The 23,880-nt window shown below is 43.0% G+C and carries 25 protein-coding genes; 15 read left to right on the top strand and 10 right to left on the bottom strand.

Annotated features, from left to right (window positions below; translation table 11 throughout):
- Positions 1-7: 7 nt before the first annotated feature.
- The 4 genes from K360_RS0100765 to K360_RS0100750 all read right to left on the bottom strand — a co-directional run bounded on the left by K360_RS0100765 (position 8) and on the right by K360_RS0100750 (position 4,298).
- Positions 8-757, bottom strand: coding sequence for a hypothetical protein (locus tag K360_RS0100765; RefSeq protein ID WP_024821280.1), 750 nt, complete (start codon positions 755-757; stop codon positions 8-10).
- Positions 758-781: 24 nt separating this feature from the next.
- The gene (locus K360_RS0100760; protein WP_024821279.1) at positions 782-1,996 is read right to left on the bottom strand and encodes an SPFH domain-containing protein; all 1,215 of its coding nucleotides are present in this window, start codon (positions 1,994-1,996) and stop codon (positions 782-784) included.
- A gap of 65 nt (positions 1,997-2,061) precedes the next feature.
- Positions 2,062-3,276, bottom strand: a complete 1,215-nt coding sequence (locus tag K360_RS0100755) for an MFS transporter (protein WP_024821278.1) — start codon at positions 3,274-3,276, stop codon at positions 2,062-2,064.
- A 23-nt stretch (positions 3,277-3,299) separates the two neighbouring features.
- Positions 3,300-4,298: a DHH family phosphoesterase gene (locus K360_RS0100750; protein ID WP_024821277.1), complete on the bottom strand. Its 999-nt coding sequence runs from the start codon at positions 4,296-4,298 to the stop codon at positions 3,300-3,302.
- Positions 4,299-4,698: 400 nt separating this feature from the next.
- Here K360_RS0100750 and dnaA point away from each other — a divergent pair, with 400 nt between their 5' ends.
- From dnaA to K360_RS0100675, 14 genes are all read left to right on the top strand, one after another.
- Entirely contained in the window at positions 4,699-6,024 is a 1,326-nt protein-coding gene (dnaA, locus tag K360_RS0100745) for a chromosomal replication initiator protein DnaA (protein WP_024821276.1), read from the top strand.
- Positions 6,025-6,248: 224 nt separating this feature from the next.
- Positions 6,249-7,427 (top strand): DNA polymerase III subunit beta, encoded by a 1,179-nt coding sequence (dnaN, locus tag K360_RS0100740; RefSeq protein WP_024821275.1) that lies wholly within the window; start codon positions 6,249-6,251, stop codon positions 7,425-7,427.
- A gap of 19 nt (positions 7,428-7,446) precedes the next feature.
- Entirely contained in the window at positions 7,447-8,514 is a 1,068-nt protein-coding gene (recF, locus tag K360_RS0100735; protein WP_024821274.1) for a DNA replication/repair protein RecF, read from the top strand.
- A gap of 32 nt (positions 8,515-8,546) precedes the next feature.
- Complete coding sequence (gene mnmG, locus K360_RS0100730) at positions 8,547-10,442, top strand: tRNA uridine-5-carboxymethylaminomethyl(34) synthesis enzyme MnmG (RefSeq protein WP_024821273.1); 1,896 nt, start codon at positions 8,547-8,549, stop codon at positions 10,440-10,442.
- Positions 10,423-10,899 carry a DciA family protein gene (locus K360_RS0100725; protein ID WP_024821272.1) on the top strand — a complete coding sequence of 159 codons (477 nt, stop codon included), beginning with the start codon at positions 10,423-10,425 and terminating at the stop codon, positions 10,897-10,899. The genes mnmG and K360_RS0100725 overlap by 20 nt, the downstream gene beginning before the upstream one ends.
- 131 nt (positions 10,900-11,030) lie before the next feature.
- Positions 11,031-11,786: a hypothetical protein gene (locus K360_RS0100720; protein ID WP_024821271.1), complete on the top strand. Its 756-nt coding sequence runs from the start codon at positions 11,031-11,033 to the stop codon at positions 11,784-11,786.
- An 80-nt stretch (positions 11,787-11,866) separates the two neighbouring features.
- Positions 11,867-12,766, top strand: a complete 900-nt coding sequence (locus K360_RS0100715; RefSeq protein ID WP_024821270.1) for a YitT family protein — start codon at positions 11,867-11,869, stop codon at positions 12,764-12,766.
- Between the two features lie 23 nt (positions 12,767-12,789).
- Positions 12,790-13,638 carry a pantoate--beta-alanine ligase gene (gene panC, locus K360_RS0100710; protein ID WP_024821269.1) on the top strand — a complete coding sequence of 283 codons (849 nt, stop codon included), beginning with the start codon at positions 12,790-12,792 and terminating at the stop codon, positions 13,636-13,638.
- Positions 13,639-14,058: 420 nt separating this feature from the next.
- Positions 14,059-15,036 (top strand): aspartate-semialdehyde dehydrogenase, encoded by a 978-nt coding sequence (locus K360_RS0100700; protein WP_024821268.1) that lies wholly within the window; start codon positions 14,059-14,061, stop codon positions 15,034-15,036.
- A 15-nt stretch (positions 15,037-15,051) separates the two neighbouring features.
- A complete protein-coding gene (gene dapA / locus K360_RS0100695) occupies positions 15,052-15,939 on the top strand; it encodes a 4-hydroxy-tetrahydrodipicolinate synthase (RefSeq protein ID WP_245587069.1) in 888 nt (295 codons plus the stop codon).
- Positions 15,924-16,598, top strand: coding sequence for a 4-hydroxy-tetrahydrodipicolinate reductase (locus tag K360_RS0100690; protein WP_274532060.1), 675 nt, complete (start codon positions 15,924-15,926; stop codon positions 16,596-16,598). The genes dapA and K360_RS0100690 overlap by 16 nt, the downstream gene beginning before the upstream one ends.
- Complete coding sequence (gene dapD, locus K360_RS0100685; RefSeq protein WP_024821265.1) at positions 16,571-17,269, top strand: 2,3,4,5-tetrahydropyridine-2,6-dicarboxylate N-acetyltransferase; 699 nt, start codon at positions 16,571-16,573, stop codon at positions 17,267-17,269. The genes K360_RS0100690 and dapD overlap by 28 nt, the downstream gene beginning before the upstream one ends.
- 18 nt (positions 17,270-17,287) lie before the next feature.
- A complete protein-coding gene (locus tag K360_RS0100680) occupies positions 17,288-18,502 on the top strand; it encodes an aspartate kinase (RefSeq protein WP_024821264.1) in 1,215 nt (404 codons plus the stop codon).
- Entirely contained in the window at positions 18,502-19,596 is a 1,095-nt protein-coding gene (locus K360_RS0100675) for an aspartate aminotransferase family protein (protein WP_024821263.1), read from the top strand. Before K360_RS0100680 ends, K360_RS0100675 begins: the two co-directional genes overlap by 1 nt.
- Before the next feature lie 28 nt (positions 19,597-19,624).
- On the opposite strand, the gene K360_RS0100670 is transcribed toward K360_RS0100675, so the two are convergent.
- From K360_RS0100670 to K360_RS0100645, 6 genes are read right to left on the bottom strand one after another with little or no spacing between them, the layout of a single operon-like run.
- Positions 19,625-20,413, bottom strand: coding sequence for an Mrp/NBP35 family ATP-binding protein (locus tag K360_RS0100670; protein WP_024821262.1), 789 nt, complete (start codon positions 20,411-20,413; stop codon positions 19,625-19,627).
- A gap of 20 nt (positions 20,414-20,433) precedes the next feature.
- Positions 20,434-20,751 (bottom strand): NifB/NifX family molybdenum-iron cluster-binding protein, encoded by a 318-nt coding sequence (locus K360_RS0100665; RefSeq protein WP_024821261.1) that lies wholly within the window; start codon positions 20,749-20,751, stop codon positions 20,434-20,436.
- Positions 20,752-20,762: 11 nt separating this feature from the next.
- Positions 20,763-21,641 (bottom strand): ATP-binding protein, encoded by an 879-nt coding sequence (locus tag K360_RS0100660; protein ID WP_024821260.1) that lies wholly within the window; start codon positions 21,639-21,641, stop codon positions 20,763-20,765.
- Positions 21,638-22,483: a 4Fe-4S binding protein gene (locus K360_RS0100655; RefSeq protein ID WP_024821259.1), complete on the bottom strand. Its 846-nt coding sequence runs from the start codon at positions 22,481-22,483 to the stop codon at positions 21,638-21,640. The genes K360_RS0100660 and K360_RS0100655 overlap by 4 nt, the downstream gene beginning before the upstream one ends.
- A 9-nt stretch (positions 22,484-22,492) precedes the next feature.
- Positions 22,493-22,843: a NifB/NifX family molybdenum-iron cluster-binding protein gene (locus K360_RS10335; RefSeq protein ID WP_024821258.1), complete on the bottom strand. Its 351-nt coding sequence runs from the start codon at positions 22,841-22,843 to the stop codon at positions 22,493-22,495.
- Between the two features lie 14 nt (positions 22,844-22,857).
- Positions 22,858-23,160, bottom strand: a complete 303-nt coding sequence (locus K360_RS0100645; protein ID WP_024821257.1) for a DUF5320 domain-containing protein — start codon at positions 23,158-23,160, stop codon at positions 22,858-22,860.
- A gap of 155 nt (positions 23,161-23,315) precedes the next feature.
- Between K360_RS0100645 and K360_RS0100640 the strand changes: the two genes are divergently transcribed.
- Entirely contained in the window at positions 23,316-23,870 is a 555-nt protein-coding gene (locus tag K360_RS0100640) for a Fur family transcriptional regulator (protein WP_034326355.1), read from the top strand.
- The last annotated feature ends 10 nt before the right edge of the window (positions 23,871-23,880 follow it).

Here is a 23,880-nt window from a genome sequence, read left to right as displayed (position 1 = left end):
GAAAAAATTACTTTACACGAGCGAGAAGAGCTTCTCTGTCTTCGAGTCGCCTCATTAATATTTGTACTCGTTGTTTCATTTCTTGAACAATAGAGCTTTTCTTCTCATCCTCAAAATCTACCGAGATTTCATCTATCTGTCGAGCCAGCCACTGTATATCCTCTACTATATCTTCTTCTAAATCGGCTGATTCGTCAGAACCTAATGGGTCTGTATAACGTACCTTTCCTAATGCCTTTTGGAGCATCTCTATAAGATCTTCATCGAGTTGATTAGCTTTCCCTTGCCGAATCATGCGGTTGATCTGATCATCCCACAAGCGAATTGTATATCTCCCCTTTGTTTCGCGTCCCTCGCGCTCTGTAATAGACATGGCCGACATAAGAGCCATTCCTGATAGAGATAAAAACATAGCCAAACCAACGATATGAGTAACACTATAGGCGATAAGGGAAAACTCAAAACCTTTCCATGATGCGACAGGGTTTATCACCAGAAAAAGGTCATAGAGGACAATAAGGGTTCCAATACTGAAAAATGCAGGAGTTGGGAGGCCATGATCCAAATGAATCCGAATCTGCAAAAAACCAAAAACACCAGAAAGAACTATTCCCAGAACAAGAAAAGCGAAGGTCATCCAGAAATGCCCGGTCCTGCTGGCTGTATCAGTTGTCAAGAAAGATATGGACACAAGGACTACAAGTACAACTGCCATGACAAAAAGTAACACAAGACTTATACGGTTTTTCGTCTTCATGAGAGACTCCTTTCCCAGCTAAAGCTAGTCTCTTTCAATTTTTTTGCCGCAAGAGGGACAAAAATGGGCCTGTGGTTCTATCTTTTCACCGCAAGCAGAACAAACTTTACATAAAGCCTCTCCGCAGAAAGGACAGAATTTCATTCCTGGGTTGATTTTCCTTTTACAATGAGGACACTCTACAGATAAAAGGGCTCCGCAATGAGGGCACTCAGATATCCCTTCAGGAACGGGGTTCCCGCAGAGTGGGCATCTGTTAATCTGGAAACCACACTGAGGACAAAAACGTGCGTTCTGAGGAAGCCTTGCTCTACAGGATGGACATGATCCAGAGTCTGTTACTGCCATTTGGTTGCCCATCTGGTCTGAGACTTGTCCAAATGTTTTTCCTAGTCCAACTCCCATTCCTAGTCCTAAACCAGCCTGCATAGTTAACGCCCCGCCCCCCTCGTTACTAGCAGCTGTTTCCAATGTATCGAAACTTCTTTGCTGTTGATACGAATATCCTAAGATATCCATTTCAGCTCGTTTGGCTAAAGCATTTTTGAGCTGGATTACAGCAGGGTCATCGTCAGGTACGTTAATAGAGTTTACAAAAAAATTCACCATCTCAATGCCGAAATCTTGCAATATGGGACGGAGAGTTTCTTCCATGTGAGTGGAAAATTCGTTGAGGAAGGCATTTAATTCCAAAATGCTCTTCTTTTCTAGCACTATATAGCTCGAAATAAGATCTTTAATGCGAGTCGTAAGGATTCCCCTAAAGAATTGAACGAGATTCTCCTTATTGAAAGCCGCTACGCTTCCTACAAGTTTGATGAGGAACTTCCTCGAATCAGCAATGCGGATACCGAATTGACCATGAGATCGAACTGGGAGCCATGCTCCGTAGCGAGGATCTTGAATTTGAATAGGAGTTGGAGTGCCCCACTTTATATCGAGAGAATAAAGCTTATTTACAAACCATATTTCTGCCTTAAAGGGAGATTTTCCACCTGAAGGGAGGTTCATAAACGTGGCCAGGAGGGGAATATTATGGGTGCTAAGAGTGTGTCGCCCAGCTGTAAAGAGATCGAAGGCCTGGCCATTTTTAAAAAGAATCGCCTCCTGAGCTTCCCGTACAATTAATTGAGTCCATGTAGAAAGCTCATCAGATCGGCCTGTTCCGTCAGTAAACTTCCACGCAAAAGTTTCATGGGGATCAGGTCCCTGATACTCTACTATTTTGACCACTGCCATCCTCGATCCCACCAATCTTTTTAGATTCTTATATCGGCCTTATTTTTACCAGCTTCTTCTGTCTTCTACAAGATGCTCCTTTTCAAATCCTTTCCTTTTACGGCAAACCATATAGTTCCTGCCGCGCCACAAGCAAAAGCGACATAAAAGTTCAAGGCTGGGCTGACCATCCATAAAAAAGCGCCACCAAAGGCCGCTATTGACACTATCACATCCCGAATTAAGTAGTAAAGCCCAAACATTGCCGCTTTTTTATCGTCAGGGGCGAGATCAAGAATAAGAGATTTGCGCGTCGGCTCCCCAAACTCTTTCAATCCTCTTATGACAAAAGCGCCTGCGAGAGGCCAGAAAGAGCGAGCATGATAAAGGACAAGAGGAAAGATTGTAAAAAAGCAAAAAGTAATAACTACAAAAATTTTCTTTCCACCTCTATCGGCTAGCCAAGCCACTGGAATATAGATCAACATAGCAACCGCCATTTCAATAGTGGTTAAAATGCCAAACTGAAAAGCCGATACTGGATGCTCAATTACTTTCATAGCCCAGACTACGGCAAAAGCATAAGGAATCTGCTCACAAAATCGCACGAGTATATCAGAAATTAATAAATTTTTCAGTGCAGGACTCATCAGACGAAAAACAACAAGAGGGTTTTTTTCAGGGCGCTCGATTGCACTCTGATTCTCTTGAATAAGTTTTTGCTGCAAAACAAGGGCTACTCCGGCAAAAAGTAAGGCTACGGCAAAAGCGACACGAACCCCTGTCGTTTCTCCCCAAAGGCCTATCATAATACCCCCTATAACAGGGCCTAAAGCCATAGGAATTCGTCTTACAAGAGAATGGAGAGAGACACCCATCGTTCGTTTATTTTGAGGAAGTACCTCCGAAATGAGTTTCATCGTAGCAGGAAGAGAGACAGCCGACCATGAAAGGAAAAGAAAAGATGCTCCAATAACAGCCCACCAATGGGGAACTAAAACCACAATCAAGAAACCTGACATGGCTAAGAGATTAAAAAGAGCCAACGCTTGTTTCGTTCCAAGTTGGTCAGCTAAATAGCCACCAGGGTAGGAATAAAGAGCGGAAAGAAGATTATCAAGTCCATTGAGGATTCCTACAGAGAAAGACCCCCCCCCTAAAGCGATGAGATAAATGGGAAGGAATCGCTCTGCCAATCTTTCTCCAAGCCCTACAAAAATTACCATCGACAAAAGACCAATCATACTTCGTCGAAGCCCCAAAAAATGAAGAATTTTTAGACGTTTCGAGGAAAAGCTCATGCTTTCACCTCCGCACTACGTTCTTAAGAATGATCCTCTCCCATTGCCGCCCTCAACAAATCTCCCAAGTTCGTACCCACTGATCGTTCCCGCTCCCGAATTGTCTGCACTGCAGTATAGAGCGAATTTTTGATCTGATCTTGAGAGTAAAAAGGAGGGAAATAAAGGGCAGCCGAATCATCATGTCCTCCCCCTCGAACTTTCTTACCATCCCGCAAGATTCCTACAACTTTCCCAGCCATGCCACTGCGACTGCGTAATGAAAGAACCCAGTCACCTATAGCCCTTCGCGCCGCCACAGCTACGAGGAAAGGGGGATTTTCGAGACGATCTAGCACAAGGCCTCCAAAATCCGATACATCTCCAAACTCCAATATTCCATCCTCCACAAAAGCTATATCCTTGGAATGACCTATAATGTTCAGAGCTCGAGTAAAACGATTCTCCTGTCTCTCTATAAAATAACGCGCCGCTTTTTCTTCAAAGGACCGAAGCTTCGAGGAGGGGTTCGCTGTTAAGCGCATCAGTATGCTTTCAGGGCCACATAAAGTAATCATAGCTTGCCAAAGACGGCTCTCTTCCTTCTCGTTCAACCATAAATCTCTATCATTAGCTATAACGACCAGATCGGCTAAAGAAGAGGCTGGCGTTTGGGGATATCTATGAATAATCCAGTTAAAATACACTTGAGCGGCGCACATAGAGGTGTCCACAACAAGCCATGGACGGTTGGCATATCGTTGGGCTGTCGTTTCATGATGATCAAAAAGAAAAGGGGACGAGTCCTCGCGGAAATGGCGGTCAATTTCTTCAATGGTGCGTTCTTTTTGGCAGAAAAGATCTAAAACAACCACCTCTTCTTCTGCTTTAAGACTTTCCAGAACAAGTCCATCCACACCGCCGTATCCTGTGAGAGAAACTTTTATGGGCATTATATCTCTATAATGATGCCACGCTACAGCAGCAGCAGTAATTCCATCAAGGTCTGTATGACTAATGATATGACAAATATTGGCGGTCATTTTATCCCTCCTCCGCATCATAATAATCTTATCTAGAATATATTATTGTAACCCGTCTTTTCCAAAGATGTGTAAAAATTATCCACAAGAAGTGGCAAAAAATATGATATGATTCCACCTGCATATAAAATGTTCTGCTTTCTCTTGAAAAAGAAAGTAATTTATCCACACTTATCCACAAGAAGTGCATAAGTTGTGGATAAGCTCGTATCCCCCCTTAACTGGGAATGGTAAGGAATAGTCATTTTGACACTTAATTTCTAAAAACTTCACTATGAGAGATATCACGCGGGTTTGCGCAATGTTAATAAATCGTGGATATATAGTGGATATGTGGATAACTTTTGTGGATGAGCTGTGGTAAGATGAGGTAAATCCATCGGTCGAGGTGAATAAATTGGTGGATAAAGGGATAAGTGACATTTGGGATGACGTTATCAACAAAATAGAAGAGACTATACCAGAAGGGACAGCAGACTTATGGCTTAAAACATGTGTCCCTCTCTCTATCGTTGACGATGTTCTTGTTGTGGATGTTCCTAATGTATTTGTAAAAGAACAAATTTCAAAACGTTTCCAAAATATTATTGAAGATGTTCTTACAGATAATGGGTACGCACATAACCTTGATCTCAAAGTAGCGTCAGAAACAAGAAAGGATGAGCAACAAAGAGCAGAAAGGGCTGCTCAGCAGACAAGCGCAATTTCTCACAGTGGATTGAATCCGAATTATGTTTTTAATACATTTGTTGTGGGCAAATCAAACCGCCTTGCTCATGCAGCTAGTCTTGCTGTCGCCGAAACACCTGGTGAAGCTTATAACCCTCTTTTTATATGGGGGGGAGTTGGCCTTGGAAAAACTCACCTTATGCACGCTATTGGGCACTACGTGCTCAATAAAAATAGTTCTCTGAAGGTAACATATGTGAGTTCAGAAAAATTTATTAACGAATTTATTCAATCTATTAAAAACAACAGGACTCAAGAATTTAAGTCTAAATATAGAAATGTAGATATTTTACTTATCGACGACATTCAGTTCCTCGGCAATAAAGGTAGCAGCCAAGAGGAATTTTTTCACACGTTTAATCAGCTTCATGTCAGCAAAAAGCAGATCGTCATCTGTTCCGATCGTCCTCCAAAAGAGATTCAAAACATAGAAGATCGTCTTGTAAGTCGTTTTGAATGGGGACTTGTAACTGATATTCAGATGCCCGATTTAGAAACGCGCATCGCTATTCTTCAGAAGAAGGCCCAAATACGAAATTACGAGGTTCCCGAAGATGTTCTCTCCTTTTTGGCCCAAAACGTCCCCAGTAATATTCGTGAACTTGAAGGAGCTTTAAATAGAGTTGTAGCCTGTGCTGAACTCAACCAGGAACCTATTACGGAAGACAATGCTGCACTATGGTTAAAAGATATTATTCGTCACGACGCAAGAGGGCCTATAAGTATTGACACCATTCAACAAATTGTCGCAGAAAATTTTAGCCTTACTGTGGAAGACTTGACTGGAAATCGTCGAACTTCGGACATTGCTTTAGCAAGACAAGTGGCAATGTACCTCTGTCGAAAACTTACAGAATCCAGTCTACAACAAGTTGGATTAGCCTTTAGAAAAAAAGATCATACTACAGTTCTCCACGCCCAAAGAAAAATAACAAAGCTTATAGAAGAACAACCTCGAATGAAAGAAATTGTGGATAACATTGAGTCTAAGCTGTGAAAATGCTCTGGATAAACTGTGAATAAAAGTTATTTCTAAGTTTTTCACAATTTTAATGTGGACAATGTGCATAAGTATGTAAAAAGTTGTGAGTACTTATCCACCTAAGAAACCATCTCTTCATCAAGGTTTGCTGTGATTTCCACATTATCCACAGGGGTTATTACTACCATTACTATATAAACTAAAATAATAGAGATAATAGCTATAGGAGGGAATAAGTCATGAGACTCCAGGTGAGCAAGCCAGATTTTATGAAAAGCTGGCAAACAACTGAACGAGTTACAAGCACAAAAAGCACTATTAGTTCTCTCGCCGGAATTCTATGTCGAGCTCACACTACCTCTCTGACTCTTGAGGCAACAGATCTTAAAACATCTATAAAATGTAATGCCGCTGGAGTCCAAATAGAAGAAGAAGGAGAGGCTATTCTTCCTGTTAAAGTCGTAGGGGAACTTTTTAAAAAAGCACCTACTGATACATTTACAGTCTCTGTAGAAGACGGGAAGGGAATTATCTTTGCAGGTCGAAATACATACCGTTTTTCAACTTTCGCAGTAGAGGAATTTCCTCACCTGCCAACGTCAGATAACGGACGTCCCTTCTGCACAGTAACAGCTGGAATGCTTTCCCAAATTCTAAGCGAAGGGACAGTCGCAAGTACTTTAGGAGAGGAGTTTCCGAAGTATTTAGGCGCTGCGCTTATTCAACTCAAAGCTGAAGACCTACATGTTGTTTCTACCGACGGCCGACGCCTCTCTCTTTCCAAATCCTCTATTGTTGGAGAAAATATTTCTTCAGGTAAAGAAGGAACTGATAGCAATGGGAAGGAAATACTTCTTCCACTTGCTGGATTGAAAGAATTACTCCGACAACTATCCTCTCTGGAAGAAGATCATCCGATACATATTCTTTACGATGATTCTTTAGCTTATTTTCAAATGGGAGACATGGAGTTTTCTGTTCGTAAAATTGAATCATCTTTTCCAAATTACGAAAAGATACTCAACCCGCAAAGCACTACAACACTAAAAATAGATCGTAATAACTTCATTAATGCCCTCGAACGTGTAGATGTGGTAGTTCGAGATTATAGTCGCATGGTTATTCTTAAGCTTTCTCCTAATGGAGACCTTCGGATGATTGGCCGCGCTCCTGAAATTGGCGAAGCAGAAGAAATATTGGATGCCCAAATAGACGGCGAGCCACTATTGATTGCTTTTAATGTTGGATATCTTTTAGATGGTTTGAAGGCTATGTATGGAGAACAGGTTTATATGACTTTTAATGGACCAGAAGGGCAAATGAGCATGCTTCGACCAGGTGTAAATGATTTCTTGTATATGCTCATGCCTATAAAGTTAAATGAGAGTGACATAGCCAGTGAGACGAATCCATTGTAGAGATGTTTTTTGAATATAGATGGTTTACTGTCATTTAACATCCTGGCGAAGTTTCAGGAATTTAGTGCCTCGTCGCCTTGAATGGGCTACGGGGCTTAATCTTCTTGTAGGAGACAATGGTTCGGGAAAAACAAATGCTCTAGAGGCTATTCATATACTTACTGGCTGGGGCCCGTTTCGGCCTTTACGGAAATCAGTGTTAGTGAATTGGAATGGAGAAGATAAACAAGCTTTTCTTCGAGGCTTTTTTTCTGGAGAAGAAGATTTTGACGTCGTAGCTACAGTGGGAGAAAAGAACATTATCCAATGTGATGGAAAACGTACGACTTATAGCACCATACGGTCCAATCTTCCTACATTGGCTTTTTTGCCTGGAGATATGGCTATTGTTGATGGAGCACCTTCCGTTAGGCGACAGTTTTTAGACCGTTTGTGTACATTACTTTTCCCTCTCTATGTGCGGAAACTTAATGATTGTCGTAAAGTGCTTCGGCATCGTACAATTCTTCTTCGAGAAAGGCGAGATCCTTCTCTGACCTCAAAAGTACTTGCGCCCCTTGTAGCTTGGCTCTGGTCTACACGTGCAGCTGCGATCGATTTATTAAATATAGGGCTTTCAGAATTTAAAGTGCTCCTTCCTGCAAAAGTAGAGCTTCTTTTTTTGAGAGGCGGTACAGTAGGTCTTGAGGATCCTATGGCCGATTACTGGGAATCGCTGCGAAAATGGCGAGATAAAGAACGTACGACGGCTATTCCACAAGTGGGGCCTCAAAGGGATGATATTGCTGTATTGTCAGAAGAAAGATTAGCTTCTGTTGTTATGAGTCGAGGTCAACGTCGCCGAACTGCAGTGGCTCTAATGTTAGCAGCTGGATGGGCTGTAGAGCGAAAAATGCGTCGTAAGCCCATACTTATACTTGATGAAATAGCTGCTGAACTTGATGAAGAAGGACGAAAAACACTTGTAGATGCTCTCGTGGCATCGTCATGGCAAATTTTCGCTGCTACAGCTGAAAGCTCTATGAATCAATGGCCTGGGTCAATATGGAAAGTGCATCGAGGCGAAATATGGAAAGTTTCAAAATAGGATCTTAGAGATGAGTAAAGGTGAGATGAAATATGTCACAAACTTCCTTTGACGTTATAGTAGTGGGAGGTGGACATGCAGGATGCGAGGCAGCTCTTGCTGCGGCTCGTATGGGTGCTCGCACTCTCATGTTAAATCTCTATCTTGATAATACGGCTTTAATGCCGTGTAATCCTTCTATTGGAGGACCAGCTAAGGGGCATCTCGTAAGGGAAGGGAATGCCTTAGGAGGCGAGCAGGCGCGAGCTGCAGATGCTTCAACGATGCTGATCCGATGGCTGAATACATCAAAGGGACCTGCTGTTCAGGCTCTTCGAGCTCAGTGTGACCTCCACGATTATCGAGATCATTTCATATGGGCTCTTGAGGTGACGAAAAATCTTGAGGTTCACCAAGATATTGTTACAGATTTATGGGTAGATGAAGGACGTATTCGCGGTGTAAAAACTCGTTATGGTTTTACATACGAAGCAGGGGCTGTCATCTTAACAACAGGGACATACCTTAAGGGGCGAGTACATATAGGGCTTTTAAATTACGAATCTGGACCTATGGGACAGATGGCGGCTACTGATCTTAGTTGTTCTATGAGAGAACATGCCCTTGAAATGTACCGCATGAGAACTGATACGACTCCCCGTATTCATCTCGATACAATTGACACCGCATCTCTTTTGGAACAGAACAGTGCAGAGGAACCTCTTTGTTTTGATTTGTGGGGAGAGAAGAAAATCTATAGCGGCTATTCCTGTTACCTTACCCGTACCCATAGACGCCTCCACGATATCATTCGTGAAAATCTTGAGCGATCCCCTTTGTGGACAGGTCGTTTGCAGGGGCTTGGTCCGCGATATTGTCCCTCAATAGAAGATAAGGTTATTCGTTTTCCTGAAAAAGATAGCCATCTCGTGTTTTTAGAACCAGTTTCTCGGCGGAATAAAGAAGTGTATCTTCAGAATTTTTCAACAAGTTTGCCTTATGATGTTCAGGTAGAGATTGTTCATGCCTTACCGGGGTGCGAAAAGGCACAAATTACCCGTGCTGGTTATGCCATTGAATATGATTATGTAGAACCTACCCAATTGATGCCGTGGCTTGAAACGAAAAAAATCAGAGGACTTTTCTGTGCTGGACAAATTAACGGAACTTCAGGTTACGAAGAGGCAGGGGCTCAAGGACTTATGGCAGGCATCAATGCGGTTCTTTCTCTCAGGAAGGAAGAGCCGTTGGTTTTAGAGAGGTCAGATGCTTATATAGGGGTTTTAATTGACGACCTTGTGACTAAGGGTACTGAAGAACCCTATAGAATGTTAACGAGCCGATGTGAATATCGCCTTCTTCTCCGCTTTGATAATGCTGATCGTCGCCTTGCCCCAATTGGACGACGTTTAGGACTTATTGATGACGAAAAATGGACAAGACTCCTTAAAAAGTGGAAAAATGTGGATGAAGAGAAAGAAAGGCTTTCTTCCTTTCGTGTCCTCCCTTCTGAAGAAGTAAACCAATGGTTACGACGAATAGGTTCTTCTCCTGTTCAAGAAGCTCTTCGGGCATGGGATTTGTTATGTCGGCCGGAAGTTACGTATAAAGAAATTGAGACATTCCTTCCTGCTTTGAGTTCTCCTCTCACTGAAGATGAGAGGAGAAGCGTGGAGATTGAAATTAAGTATGCGGGATACATTGAGAGGCAGGAACGGCAAGTTCGGCAGCTTCAAAAGTCTGAGAAGGTTTATATACCAGAAAAATTCTGTTATGAAGATGTTCCTGGTCTATTAACAGAAAGTCTTCAGAAATTAAAAAAAGTGCAACCTCGTACTCTTGGGCAGGCGAGTAGAATTTCCGGAGTGACGCCGGCAGATATTCAACTTCTTTCGATATATTTGGAAACGCGAAGGAGGCGAAAAGGAAGTGGGAGTACGACGGCATAATCAGGCTAATTCTATAGCATCTCTTTTGGAGGGTACTTTTTCTCGAGTAGCGAAAGAACGAATTTTGCTCGCGCATCTAGCCAAACGTTGGGGAGATGTGGTGGGAGAAGGTATAGCAAAGCGAAGCCAACCTTACTCCCTTGAAGAGACTATGCTTTGTATTCGTGCCGATAGTCCTGCTGCAGCTCAACGTATTTCTATGATGGGAGCTTGCATTGCTCGAAAGGTGAGAGAAGAATGGGATCTCCCTGTTTCAGGAGTTCGAGTTGTAGTTGGGCATATTTCCTCTAAATCGACTCAGAAGAGTATTGAAAGACAGAGGCGTATTATTACTCCGGCACCCAATGATATAGCGAAAAATCTAGACCGCGTAAGGGAACGGGTTGGGGATCCCGATGTGGCGCTTTCTCTTGCTCGTCTTATGGCTTTATGGACACGAAGGTTTGGCAAAAAATAAAGGCCTCTTTTGATCAAAGCGCCTCGTTGATTATTGGAAGCGCACTTTATTTGATGCTATGAGAGTTCTACAACCAAAATAGACTTTCTGGTGGGAAGCCCTCAATGTAACGAGGGCTGGAGGTGGCAAAGATGAGGAAGTTAAAGTGGAAGTATCTCTGGGCTATGAGTGTGGTTATCGTGTTTTGCACGGTTCAGATCGCTGGAGCTACAGAATGGGAAGATCTTGTTCAATCTTATTCTCTTGAAAAAAGCATGTTTAGAGAAGCAGAACAATTGAAGCAAGATCTTATAAGAGAAGCCCATGTTTTGGAGCCCGAACTTTTATGGAGATCCCTCTCTACTCCTCTTTCCTTGCGCCAAAAAGCGGCGAATAGTCTCTCGTTATTGATGATGCTCTGTGATGGTCATCTCGAAAGATGGGAAAGTGTAGAAGGATTTTGGTATCCACACATTATTCCTAGATCTTTAGCCTTGATGGATGGATTTTACTCTGCAGTTGTGTCTTTGAGCTATATGCCTGATACATCAGCTCATTGGTTGGCATTCTCTCTCTTGAAAAATTTAAGGCAATCTTCTAGAGGCAAACTTCTTTTTTTAGAGGAAGCACCTCAAGCGTATATTGAAGCGCTACGGTACCTTCAAAAGAGTCATATTCCAGTACCGGATTATTGGATTGATATAAAAGGAAGAGGACATCTTCCTCTTGTAAGGCGTTTTGAAGGTGTTGTTAGCTATGGACAAGCTCTTTCTCGTAACATGTTTTTTCTTGACGCTGTAGGTCGTCTCGCAGCAAACGGGGTTTATGCGTGGGATCGAGAAACGGGAGGAATTTACGAGATTGCACGTTGGAATCATCGAAGAATTTTTTTCCCGTGGAATGATTAATAAAGTAAAAAAACTACCTATATGTAATTTTCTAGGCAAGGGGTTTACACTTCTCACTTTATAGGGAGCGACGATGATAAATGGGCACAGAAAGTTCTAAAAATTGGAAAGAACAGAGAAATGTTTTAAAGAACTGGATTCGGCAGGAATGGGGGACTCTAGCGTATACTACGATTGGGACGATTATTATGAGTTTTGCCATTATAGCCCTGACCGCCCCTTATAAATTTGCAAGTACCGGATTGACAGGCATTGCGTTAATCACTCATTATGCCTGGGGTATATCGCCTGCATGGGTTCTTGCCCTTGGGAACCCCCTCTTGCTTATGTGGGGCTGGAGAGTGCTGTCCCCTCGTTTTGTACTTTGGACATTATATGTTACGGTTCTTAATACCCTTTCTATTATGTTTTTTGAGCTTTTTCACTACCCAGTCCTTCACAACACTTTCCTTGCAGCTATTTTAGGAGGCGTTTTAGGCGGGCTTGGGATGGGGTTGGTTTTTCGTGGGGGAGGCTCAACGGGAGGTACTGATGTAATAGTAATGGCAGCGAGAAAAAAGTACGGTGTTGATGTAGGTATGTATTCTTTTTATATTAATATTGCCGTACTCATTGCCTCTTGGTTTGTTGTGGATATAGAACAGCTTCTCATGGGCGGTGTGTTGCTTTATGTTGAAAGCCTCACTATCGATAGTGTATTAAAATCTTTTGACCGACGAAAACAACTTCTCATTATTACGCAGCGACCAGAAGAGATAAAACGATTTATCATAGAGAACCTTGACCGAAGTGCTACTCTTATCGATGCGCGAGGAGCCTATTCGGGTCAACCCAAGAATATGATTATGGTTATCTTAACGCGGCGGCAGGCCATGGAATTAAAAAGATTTGTGGTTTCTATTGACCCACAGACTTTTATTGTGCTTTCAGATGTCTCTGAAGTGGTAGGGTATGGCTTTAAGCATTGGAAGAACATATGAACTGCTAGGAGGATGGAAGGGTAATGGATAGTAGTATCACGAGTATTACAGCGCTGAGAGGTATGTTACGTCAATATCGTAAAGAAGGTAAAAGTATAGGTTTAGTCCCTACTATGGGGTTCCTCCATGATGGGCATATTTCTTTAATTCGAAAAGCGGCACAAGAGAATGATATAGTTGTAGTCAGTATTTTTGTAAATCCCACCCAGTTTGGTCCTCAAGAAGATTATGCATCGTATCCTCGGGATATTTTGCATGATGAAGCTGTGGCTAAGGATGCCGGTGCCACCATTATTTTTCACCCTTCTGTTACTGAAATGTATCCAGATGGCTTCCAGACGCGTGTTAATGTAGAGAAACTGACGAAGGGATTATGTGGACGCTCTAGGCCAGGACATTTCTGTGGAGTGACAACAGTAGTGACAAAACTTTTTAATATAGTCAGGCCCGGCCGAGCATATTTTGGGCAGAAAGATGCCCAACAGGCTATCGTGGTTCGGCGTATGGTTGAAGATTTGAATCAGGATATTCAAATTCGTGTATGTCCTATTGTACGGGAAAAAGACGGTCTTGCCATGAGCTCTCGTAACGTGTATTTAACTGCTGAAGAACGAGACCAAGCGCTAGTTCTTTATCGTTCGTTACAGAGAGCCGTGCAGTTGATTGAGAAGGGCGAGAGAAGTCACGCAACGATTTATGAGACTATAGAAAAAATGATTCATGAGAAGGAAAAAGCGAATATTGACTATATCGAGATTGTAGATTGTGGGGATTTAGAAGCGGTAGATCCTCTTCAAGGGAAGGTCCTTATTGCTTTGGCAGTGAGGTTTGGTTCAACTCGGCTTATAGATAATGTTGTGGTGGATATATAGCGATACACGAAAAGTGATCATATCTCTTGACAGCTTTCTATTTGTTTCGTATAATCCGACCCAATCTGTACCATTTGGAACTTTACCATGATAAATAATAGTAAAGGCGAAGAAGCAGGGCGCCTCGTTTTGTCGAATCCTTACCAGAGATGGATGTTCACCGGCTGAGAGACATCCTTAAGGTGGCGAAAAAGGCCTAAAACCTGTGGAGCTGGGGTGGAAAGGCTTTTGAAAAGAAGGCTGGAGTACATTCACGAATTGCTTCCACGTGACGGAAGTCGAGGCGGGGCACGTTATAGTGTCTAAGCAGGGTGGTACCGCGGGCATTGATATATCAAAGGCTCGTCCCTTCGGGGACGGGCCTTTTTTTATATAGTGTTGATGGAGATTGTTAATGGTATGAGAAGGAGGAATAGATCCATGAGGATTGCGATAGCAGGAGCTACAGGCGAAGTAGGGCGCATGATGGTTCGTGTGCTTGAAGAACAACATATCCACCCTGACGAATGTCATTTCTTTGCATCGTCAAAGTCGGCAGGTTCCACCCTTATGTTTTATGGCCAGGAATACAAAGTGGAGGAGCTGACCCATGAAAAACTCAAGGCTGGCTATGACTACGTACTTTTCTCTGCAGGTTCAGGTGTGTCTAAAATTTTCGCTCCGACGGCGGCTGAAGCAGGTTCTGTCGTTATTGATAATTCTTCTGCTTTTCGCATGAATGTAGACGTTCCCCTGGTTGTACCTGAGATTAATGGAGATATATTAAAAGGATATCGGGGTATTGTAGCTAACCCTAATTGTTCAACTATTCAAATGGTTCTTGGGCTCTATGAAATTCATCGCCGTTTTGGAATAAAATCAATAGTTGTCAGCACCTATCAATCTGTTTCTGGAGCTGGTAAAAAAGGCATGGATGAGCTTCGAGATCAAATTGAAGGTCATATTGAACCTAAAAAGTTTATTCGACAAATTCACCTTAACGTCATTCCTCAAATTGGCGCCCTTTTAGAGAATGGTTTTTCCGAAGAAGAGATGAAAATGGTTCACGAACCTCGAAAAATTTTTCGAGACGAGAGTATTCTTGTATGGCCGACCACAGTTCGTGTTCCTGTCTTTTATGGTCATTCTGAATCTGTTCTTGTCGAGACTCGTCGATCTGCTTCCTTGAAACAAGTGAGGGATGCATTGTTGGAGAGTGAGAATGTGGTGCTTACTGACGATATTATTTCTCCCATTGAAGCTGCAGGAACAGACTTCGTTTATATTTCTCGTCTTCGTGCTTTCGATGAATTTAGATTTTTAATGTGGAATGTTGCTGATAATATTCGAGTGGGAGCGGCGACAAATGCCGTTCGCATTCTACAGAAACATCGGGCACTTAATGCCCGTACTCTATAGCAGGAGGTGTGCCAGATGATTTTTAGGGGAACAGGAACAGCAGTGATTACACCTTTCAGAGAAGGCAAGGTGGATTATGAGAGTTTTGAGAGGTTTCTTGCTTTTCAGATGGATGGTGGCGTGGACTTTTTTGTTGTGCTGGGAACGACTGGTGAAGCTCCAGCTGTAACGATGAAAGAGCGGGAAGAGATCATTCGCTTTGCCGTCAAAATGGGATCTGGACGGATACCTGTTGTGATTGGAACAGGTTCTAACTCTACGGCAGTGGCTTTGGAATTATCGAAGCAAGCAGTTTCTTTAGGTGCTGATGGGGTGTTAGTGGTGACGCCTTATTACAATAAACCTCCTCAGGAAGGGCTTTATCAGCACTTTAGGGCTGTTGCTTCGGGTATTGGAGATACGCCTCTGATTATTTACAATGTTCCAGGGAGAACGGGGATCAATATTCTTCCTGAAACAGTCCTTCGTCTTGCTGAGATAGACAATATTGCAGGAATTAAAGAAGCTTCAGGTGATGAAGCTCAGGTGGATTTTCTCATTCGAAAGGTTCGAAAACAGCGTCCTGATTTCCTTGTATTATCAGGAAATGACGACCAAGCCTTTCACCTTGTCAATGCCGGAGGCGATGGAGTTATTTCGGTGCTTTCCAATGTAGCGCCACGAGAGACATCTGACATGATTCGATATGCTCTCGCCAATAATGTAGAAAAAGCCCGTGAGCTTCACCTTCGTCTTTTCCCCTTAATGAAAGGGCTATTCTGCGAAACGAACCCAGTTCCTGTGAAATATGGAGTCAGTAGCTTGGGATTGTGCGCTAACGAACTTCGCTTGCCCTTAGTTTCAGCATCGGAACGAGCTATGGCTGTTGTGGATAGCGCTATGAAGGAATGTGGCATTCTGTGATGCGGTACGGATTGATTGGGGCCTCGGGCCGAATGGGGCAGGAGATTCAGAAAGTTTTTGCTGATCATACACTTTGCCTCTCAGTGGATGTTGATGGGGAGTGGTGCAACGATACGCCTCAAGTAATTGTGGATTTTTCCAGTCGTACGGCTTTTCCTCGAACCATAGAGTTGTGTCGAGAGCATGGGGCAGCTTTGGTCATTGGCACTACGGCCATTACAAAAGAGGACGTAGACCATCTTCGCTCTCTGGGACAGGATGTTCCTGTTATTCAAAGTTTTAACTTTTCGGTAGGAGTGAATGTTCTGAAAATGATCTTGAGAGAATTTTCTTCTTATCTCTCTGACTGGGATCTTGAAATTGTCGAGGTTCATCATAATCGCAAAAAAGATGCCCCTTCCGGAACGGCGCTCCTTTTGAAGGAAGCTACAGGGCGGAACTGTCCTACCCATTCCTTACGTATGGGAGGCGTTCCTGGAGATCACTCAGTTTTTTTCTCCAATGAAGGAGAAGTTCTGGAACTGACCCATCGGGCTCTTTCAAGGACAGTTTTTGCTCTTGGAGCCTTGCGGGCGGCTCAGTTTGCTGTGACAGCTGAACCAGGATTCTATGCTTTTGAGGAGGTTATTGCATGCGCGCCGAAGAAATCATCAAGTTGATTAAGGAATCTAAAAAAAGGACCCCCACAAAGGCCTTTATTTCTGGCCATTTTGAAGGTTGCGCATGGGGAGCCCTTACTTTTATTGGGGGCGACCATTTCGGTCTTCTCATTGGAGATTACAAAGAAGTGGAGTCCGCCCTGTCGGCGAATGCCAGCCGAATCAATGCTGTACATATAGAGGTTGAGGCCCGTAACTCTGCTCTTCCATTGGCCAATCTCACCAAATATGAGGCTCGAATTGAACCAGGTGCCATTATCCGCGATATGGTAGACATCGGTAAAGGTGCGGTTGTTATGATGGGAGCCGTTATCAATATCGGAGCTATTATTGGGCCTGGCACAATGATCGATATGAACGTTGTAGTTGGTGGACGGGCTATGATTGGTTCCAATTGCCATATTGGCGCAGGGGCTGTAGTTGCAGGAGTTGTTGAGCCGCCAAGCGCGACCCCGGTTATGATTGAAGACAATGTTTTGGTGGGAGCTAATGCCGTTATTCTCGAAGGGGTGCACATCGGGAAAGGGGCTGTTGTTGCTGCTGGTGCCATTGTAACAAGGGATGTTCCATCTAACGCTGTAGTTGCAGGTTCTCCTGCTCGTGTTATTAAAATGGTGGATGAAAAAACAGCTGACAAAACTCAGATCGTACAAGACCTGAGAAACCTCTGATCCAGGAGGTCTGGACAAGTGATTGTGCAGAAATACGGTGGTTCTTCAGTAGCGACACCAGAGAAGATCCGAAGTATTGCAGAAAAAATAAAGAAGCGAGTAGAAACTGGAGAAAAGTTAGTGGTTGTCGTTTCTGCTATGGGTAAAACTACAAACAACCTTATTGAATTGGCAGGGCAGGTCTCGAAAGAGCCTCTTCCTCGGGAACTCGATATGCTTTTAGCTACAGGCGAGCAGGTTTCGGCTGCTCTTTTGGCCATGTCTTTAAACGATATTGGCGTTCCTGCAGTTTCTTATAATGCTTTTCAGCTGGGGATGGTCACTACAGGTGCTTTTTGCAATGCTCGTATTGTGGATCTTGATATGGCGAAACTTGAACGGGAGCTGGAACGACGGCATGTAGTGGTCGTAACAGGTTTTCAGGGGATTACGCCTGAGGGAGAGGTCACGACTTTAGGGCGAGGAGGTTCTGATACCTCAGCTGTGGCTATTGCTGCTAAAGCAAAAGCCAGATGTGAAATTTACAGTGATGTAGCTGGTATTTATACGTGCGACCCGAAAATATGCCCTTCCGCTAAAAAACTTGATTATGTCACATACAGTGAGGTGTTAGAACTTTCGTCCATGGGAGCGAAAGTTCTCCACTCGAGGGCCGTGGAAATAGCAAAAAAATATAACGTCGAACTTTACTGTGCCTCTACTTTTTCTGATGAAAGGGGGACCCTTGTAGTGAGTACATTGCCTGAATGGTTGGAGCAACCGGTCGTTACAGGAGTGACGGCCGACCCGAACCAGAGAAAGGTTACTATTAGCCCCATGCCCGGAGGTAATGAGGCCATGAGTGTTTTATTCACGGCATTGGCTGAAAAAAGTGTAAATGTGGATATGATATCCACAGTAAACGATAACGGGCATTCTTATCTTACATTTACAGTGGTGGAAGGAAAGGGAGCAGTTGTGCGATCCACTGTAGAGGAAGTCTTTTCCTCCTATTCTGGATGGAGATTAACGGAAGATGATAGAGTGGCAAAAATTTCTGCCGTAGGTGTGGGTATGGAGTCGGCGCCGGGCGTGGCGGCTCGCTTTTTTTCTGCTTTATGCCGAGAAAAAATCTCTATGCTCGGGACGAGTACATCTGAAATAAAAATTTCCACTCTTGTTACCAAAGAAAATGCTGACCGCGCAGTAAAAGCTTTGGTAGAGGAATTTGGTTTAACGGAGCATCAGAAATAATGCTGTGCCCAGTCTATCACCCCTTTGACCTCACTATCCTTTCGGCATCGGGCTCGGAGATCACAACGAATAGGGGCGTTTTTCTTGATACCTTCGCTGGGATTGGTGTTCTTCCTTTAGGTCACAGCTATCCGGCTGTCGTAGAAGCTGTGACAGAGAAAATGAAGCGTTATGCTCACATCTCAAACTATTTCTCTGACCCTGATGGAGTCGAAGTGGCGAGGCTTCTCTGCCAGATGGCGGGAAGAGAAGGGGATGTTTATTTCGCCAATTCAGGAGCCGAAGCTACAGAGGCTGCATTGAAGGCTATTCGAAAATATCGAAAAAAAGGGATGCTTGTTTCATTTATTGGGAACTTCCATGGAAGGACATGCGGGGCCCTCTCTGTTACATGGAGTCCCAGTATAAGAGAACCTTTTGAGCCGCTATTGCCCGACGTAGTTTTTTTGCCTAAAGACGTTAGAGTCTTTCGAGAATATGCTGCTTCTCATGATATTGCAGGTGTATTTTTAGAGTGTGTGCAGGGAAACTCTGGAGTATTGCCATTGCCTCATTCTTTAGTCGAAGCGGTAGCGGAACTTAAGGAAGACAAAAAATATTACATTGTAGCTGATGAAATTCAGGCAGGGTTAGGACGGACGGGGTGCTTTTTTTCTTTTCAACATTGGGGGTTAGAGCCTGATATTATTACCTGTGGAAAAGGCATTGGTGGAGGGTTGCCTTTAGGAGCCACTATTTTCTGTGGGTGGTCTCCTTTTCAAGAGGGGGATCATGGTTCTACCTTTGCCCCTAACCCTATTTCTCTTGCGGCTGGGACAGTAGTTCTACAGGCCCTCACAGAAGAATTTCTGGAAGAAGTGAAGGAAAAAGGAGCCTATTTTGCGAAGAAATTGGAAAAACTTTCGTGGTCCATGGATATCCGCCAGCTTGGTCTCATGATTGGTGTTTCTACAATGAATGTTCAAGACGTGAAGCAAAAAGCGTTAGAGCGAAAGGTGCTCTTGAATGTGGCTGGTGGCAGTATTCGACTCCTTCCTGCTTTGAATATCTCATATCAAACCATCGACGAAATTATAGATCGACTTACATTTTAAAGAAAGAGCCGTTTTTGCGGCTCTTTCTCTATTTTTTTTCAGTAGTACCCAGTTGTTCAAGAACACTTTCTGCAAGTTTTTTAAACATCTCATCATTTTTGTAACTTTCAATCTCGCTTCTATCTGCAAGTTGACCTAATTTAGGATCAATTGGGAGGCGCATTAATACAGGGATAGCAAATTTTTCTTTGATTTCATCAATATGGCTAGGTCCAAAAATTTCCATAACCTTGCCACAATAAGGGCATGTAAAAGAGCACATATTTTCAATAGCACCTAAGAGCGGAACATCCATCATTTGAGTCATATTAAGGGCTTTTTCAACAATCATAACAGCAAGATCTTGAGGTGAAGTTACAACGACGAATCCATCAAGATGGATTGTTTGCATTACAGTAAGAGGAGCGTCAGCTGTTCCTGGAGGTAGGTCGACGATAACAAAATCAGTATTTTCCCAAGCAACATCTTTCCAAAACTGTTTTATTACGTTACTTATTATTGGTCCTCGCCAAACAACAGGTTTTGTCGGCTTGTCAAGAAGCAGGTTAATAGAAATAATCTTAATGTTAAAAATAGGAGAAGCTAGCGGAATAAGCCCTTCTGAAGTTCCATAAGGAGCGTCATGAACTCCCATAAGTTTAGGTATTGAAGGGCCTGTAATATCTGCGTCTAAAATACCTACAGAGTAACCTTTTTTGGCAAGAGCTATGGCAAGAAGGCAAGAGACGGAACTTTTACCAACTCCCCCTTTTCCACTCCCTACAGCAATAACATATTTAACATTTTTGGACACAAATTCTGTAGCAGGTTTTGCCATTTTTTTCTCCTTCACAACTATTATAAAGTTTTTTTTACGTTGTTAAGAGCTTCTTCAAGTGTGAGACCTTCTGCTTTAAAGTGCTTAATTCCAGCTTGTGCCAAAGCTTCTTCTGCATTTGGCCCTAAACGGGGCACAATTACAAGATCTATATTATGTTTTGAGAGCAGACGAACAGCAGCTCCCCCAGCTCCGTGTCCCTGTTCTGCATTTGTGTTTTCAATGGCTTCAAGGAGATTCCCATTTTCATCAACAATTATAAAATAAGGAGCCCGGGCAAAACGTTCAGCTATAAGGCTTTTTATAGTTGGTTCATTGACAGCTGCAGCAATACGCATATGTGCACACCTCACATTTTTATGCTATTGATTATTTGAAGCAAGTTTGTATAAATAGTTTCTATTTCTGGATGTAAAGCGTCTAAAGGAATTTCTTTATTTGATATCGCTTCTACAACATCAGGCCTAAAAGGAATAGAACCCAAAAATTGCCAATTTTTGCTTTTAGCCCGATCTTGTATTTCCGCATTTCTTGTTTCTGAAAGATCTGCTTTATTGAGAATGACAGCTAAAGGAACTTCCAAAGAGGAACACAGATCGCCAAGACGAAGAAGATCATGAAGACCTGATAGAGAAGGTTCTGTAACAGCTATAGCCAATGTCGATCCTGTAAGAGCCGAAATTGTCGGGCAGGAGATTCCTGGGGGGCCGTCAACAATCACAAAGGGGTACCCTTTCTTACAAGCCTCTTCTCGAGCTTTGTTGCGAAGCTTGGCAACAAGCATTCCTGAATTTTCTTCTCCTGCATGAAGACGAGCATGCCAGAGGGGGCCCAAAGACGTTTGCCCCCGCCAATATTGGCCCTGTTCGTACGAATTCATAGTAATGGCATTTTGAGGGCATATAAGAGCACAGCCACCACATCCTTCACATTTCCACGATAGAGAGGAGATGCCACCCATTTCTTTTTTGAGGGCATCAAAGCGACAGAAACTCACACATTTCCCGCAAAGATTGCAACGTTCAGAGTCTATTTGAGGTATTTTTCTACCACTAAATGAAAAAGACTCTTCATCGTTAGGATGGAGCAAAATCTGGAGGTTGGGCGCGTCTACATCTACATCACAAAAGAGGGCTTTTTTGCTGAAGAGAGCGCATAAAGCTGACACAATTGATGTTTTACCAGTGCCTCCTTTTCCACTGACAATTACAATTTCTTTTGGGTTCATGAGAGCACCTCTTTAACATGGTCAAGAACAGTGTATGTTGCTTCTCGCCATTTTCGATCAACACAAAAGGGGGCTATCCCTTCTGCATAAGCATGTGCAACTTCTTTTGAAAATGGCAAGCGAGCGAGTATGGGTACATTTATTTTATTGCAAAAGACTTCTGTTTCTTTACTATTACCGAGGTCAGACCGATTGATAACCACAGCTGCGGGAATCTGAAGTTCGTGAACAGTTTCCGCGGCCAAGACAAGGTCAGAAAGTCCAAAGGGTGTTGGCTCTGTAACCAGCACGACGAAATGTGATTGTTCAATGGCGGCAACCATAGGGCATGCTGTCCCAGGAGGTCCGTCTACAATTTGTGGAAAGGGCAAAGAATTTGCCTTTTCGAGAACAGCATGTATAACAGGAACTGGATTAGGTTCTCCTATATCTAATCTGCCTTCAAGAAACCACCAATTCTCAGTACGCTTACTATTCAATTCCCCTATTTGTGTTTGACTGTCTTTAATGGCCTTTTGAGGGCATACATACTCGCATACGCCACATCCATGACATAATTTCATATTGACTGTCGGCACGTTTGTACCAAACTGATTGAGGGCGCCAAAAACACAATGATCAGCACATATTCCGCATCCTATGCATCGTTTGGAATCTATTTGTGGAACGACCTTGTAAATAGATTCTCTTTCCGGATTTTGGATGTTTAAAACTAAACCAAGATCAGGTTCATCTACATCAAGGTCAATAACTGTTCCTCCTCGAATAGCAAAGGCAAGAGAGGAGGCAACACATGTTTTACCAGTTCCTCCCTTGCCACTAACTACGGTTAATCGAAACATATTCCCCTCCTAAAGAGAAGAATGATCGTGACTACATTGGTCGCCAACAATCTCAAGAGAATTATCGAGAAACGCTCTGAGTGTCTTTTCTACGGAAAGAGGAGGTACGCAAGCTACGTTCACTCCTCCATCTCTCAGCATTTGAGATGCCCTTTGTCCAATACCGCCAGTGATGACAAGATTGGCACCTAGGGATGCGATCCAATGAGGCATAGCTCCTGGCACATGTTCTCCTTGCGGAGGCGTTGCAATTTCCCGTGCTATTTCTTTTTGATTCTCTACGTCAACAACGAGAAATTCTTTTGCGTGTCCAAAGTGTTCTGATACGTTATCTCCGTTTTTAGCAATTGCTATCTTCATGGGAAAGCTCCTTTTTATTTATTTTCTTCAATTTCTGCCATGCGTTTACGAATATTTTCCATCTCGTTTTCAAGCAAAGATAATTCTTCCTTGAGCATATTTCGTTCTTCTTCAATCGTAGGAGTCGTAGGAGCATAATCCCAATCTACTGGAGCATTATAAATACCCCAACCTCTCCCCATGCCACGGCCGAAACCGAAGAAGCAACGACCCCATCGTGAGAATCGTCTACGCACATATCCAAAGTGACATAAACCTCTGCCACCACCTGTCATTGGTCCCATACCACGCGGTCCTGTTCTATCAAAACCAGGCATGTTATTCTTCCTCCTTATTGATAATGATTATCATTTGCATATAAATCCTATTCTCTGTTAAGATATTTGTCAAGCTATATGGTAAAAAAGTGTTAGGGGGTAGAGGCGTTTCTTCCTACCCATTAGTAGATATGTTGAAAAGGAGTTTTTACTCTATGGATCAAAACGATCAGACTAAACGCGAGGAGTATGTTGAAGCTCTTAAAAAGGCTGGTTTTCGTTTAACAAACCAGCGACAGACAATTATAGATGTGCTTATTGAAGGGGAAGCCGAACACGGTAATATACAACTGATATGGGAAAAGGCCCACGAAAAAGATCCCTCCATAGGTATTGCTACAGTGTATAGAACAATAGGCCTTCTTTCTGACATGGGGTTGCTCTATCGTTTTTCTCTTGATGAAGGTTTTGAACGCTTTGAACTTCCTTCTTCGTCTATTCATTTCCATCTTTATTGCCGTTGTTGTGGAAAGGTTCTTCATCTCAAGAATGAAGAAGAAAAAGAAAAAATTATTAAGAAATGGCTTGAAGAGGCAGGTTTTCAGCCTATTCCTCAGAGTCTTGAAATTGCTGGAATGTGTGGTGAATGCGCATCTAAAGTGAAAGAGTGCAAAAAGACACAAGATCTTCCATGCACTCTCTTAGGAAAAGGGTGGAGGCGACGGTATTGTGGCCGTCGGCGAGGCTGTTTCCGTCATGATGACCTATAGAAGTCAATAC

This window comes from Aminobacterium mobile DSM 12262, assembly GCF_000526395.1.
In the GTDB taxonomy this organism is placed as follows: domain Bacteria; phylum Synergistota; class Synergistia; order Synergistales; family Aminobacteriaceae; genus Aminobacterium; species Aminobacterium mobile.
Note: the sequence above shows the minus strand (reverse complement) of the source record. Positions and strands in the feature narration are given on the sequence as shown.

What these genes read in the sequence shown, in the direction of transcription:
- K360_RS0100755 (WP_024821278.1), bottom strand. Translation starts at nt 3,276, where the DNA reads ATGAGCTTTTCCTCGAAACGTCTAAAAATTCTTCATTTTTTGGGGCTT.
- K360_RS0100645 (WP_024821257.1), bottom strand. Translation starts at nt 23,160, where the DNA reads ATGCCTGGTTTTGATAGAACAGGACCGCGTGGTATGGGACCAATGACA.
- K360_RS0100670 (WP_024821262.1), bottom strand. Translation starts at nt 20,413, where the DNA reads ATGGCAAAACCTGCTACAGAATTTGTGTCCAAAAATGTTAAATATGTT.
- K360_RS0100715 (WP_024821270.1), top strand. Translation starts at nt 11,867, where the DNA reads ATGGGCACAGAAAGTTCTAAAAATTGGAAAGAACAGAGAAATGTTTTA.
- K360_RS0100665 (WP_024821261.1), bottom strand. Translation starts at nt 20,751, where the DNA reads ATGCGTATTGCTGCAGCTGTCAATGAACCAACTATAAAAAGCCTTATA.
- dnaN (WP_024821275.1), top strand. Translation starts at nt 6,249, where the DNA reads ATGAGACTCCAGGTGAGCAAGCCAGATTTTATGAAAAGCTGGCAAACA.
- K360_RS0100640 (WP_034326355.1), top strand. Translation starts at nt 23,316, where the DNA reads ATGGATCAAAACGATCAGACTAAACGCGAGGAGTATGTTGAAGCTCTT.
- K360_RS0100720 (WP_024821271.1), top strand. Translation starts at nt 11,031, where the DNA reads ATGAGGAAGTTAAAGTGGAAGTATCTCTGGGCTATGAGTGTGGTTATC.
- K360_RS0100690 (WP_274532060.1), top strand. Translation starts at nt 15,924, where the DNA reads ATGTGGCATTCTGTGATGCGGTACGGATTGATTGGGGCCTCGGGCCGA.
- K360_RS0100675 (WP_024821263.1), top strand. Translation starts at nt 18,502, where the DNA reads ATGCTGTGCCCAGTCTATCACCCCTTTGACCTCACTATCCTTTCGGCA.
- K360_RS0100765 (WP_024821280.1), bottom strand. Translation starts at nt 757, where the DNA reads ATGAAGACGAAAAACCGTATAAGTCTTGTGTTACTTTTTGTCATGGCA.
- mnmG (WP_024821273.1), top strand. Translation starts at nt 8,547, where the DNA reads ATGTCACAAACTTCCTTTGACGTTATAGTAGTGGGAGGTGGACATGCA.
- K360_RS0100760 (WP_024821279.1), bottom strand. Translation starts at nt 1,996, where the DNA reads ATGGCAGTGGTCAAAATAGTAGAGTATCAGGGACCTGATCCCCATGAA.
- K360_RS0100750 (WP_024821277.1), bottom strand. Translation starts at nt 4,298, where the DNA reads ATGACCGCCAATATTTGTCATATCATTAGTCATACAGACCTTGATGGA.
- K360_RS0100655 (WP_024821259.1), bottom strand. Translation starts at nt 22,483, where the DNA reads ATGTTTCGATTAACCGTAGTTAGTGGCAAGGGAGGAACTGGTAAAACA.
- K360_RS0100700 (WP_024821268.1), top strand. Translation starts at nt 14,059, where the DNA reads ATGAGGATTGCGATAGCAGGAGCTACAGGCGAAGTAGGGCGCATGATG.
- dapA (WP_245587069.1), top strand. Translation starts at nt 15,052, where the DNA reads ATGATTTTTAGGGGAACAGGAACAGCAGTGATTACACCTTTCAGAGAA.
- dapD (WP_024821265.1), top strand. Translation starts at nt 16,571, where the DNA reads ATGCGCGCCGAAGAAATCATCAAGTTGATTAAGGAATCTAAAAAAAGG.
- recF (WP_024821274.1), top strand. Translation starts at nt 7,447, where the DNA reads ATGGTTTACTGTCATTTAACATCCTGGCGAAGTTTCAGGAATTTAGTG.
- panC (WP_024821269.1), top strand. Translation starts at nt 12,790, where the DNA reads ATGGATAGTAGTATCACGAGTATTACAGCGCTGAGAGGTATGTTACGT.
- K360_RS0100660 (WP_024821260.1), bottom strand. Translation starts at nt 21,641, where the DNA reads ATGAACCCAAAAGAAATTGTAATTGTCAGTGGAAAAGGAGGCACTGGT.
- K360_RS10335 (WP_024821258.1), bottom strand. Translation starts at nt 22,843, where the DNA reads ATGAAGATAGCAATTGCTAAAAACGGAGATAACGTATCAGAACACTTT.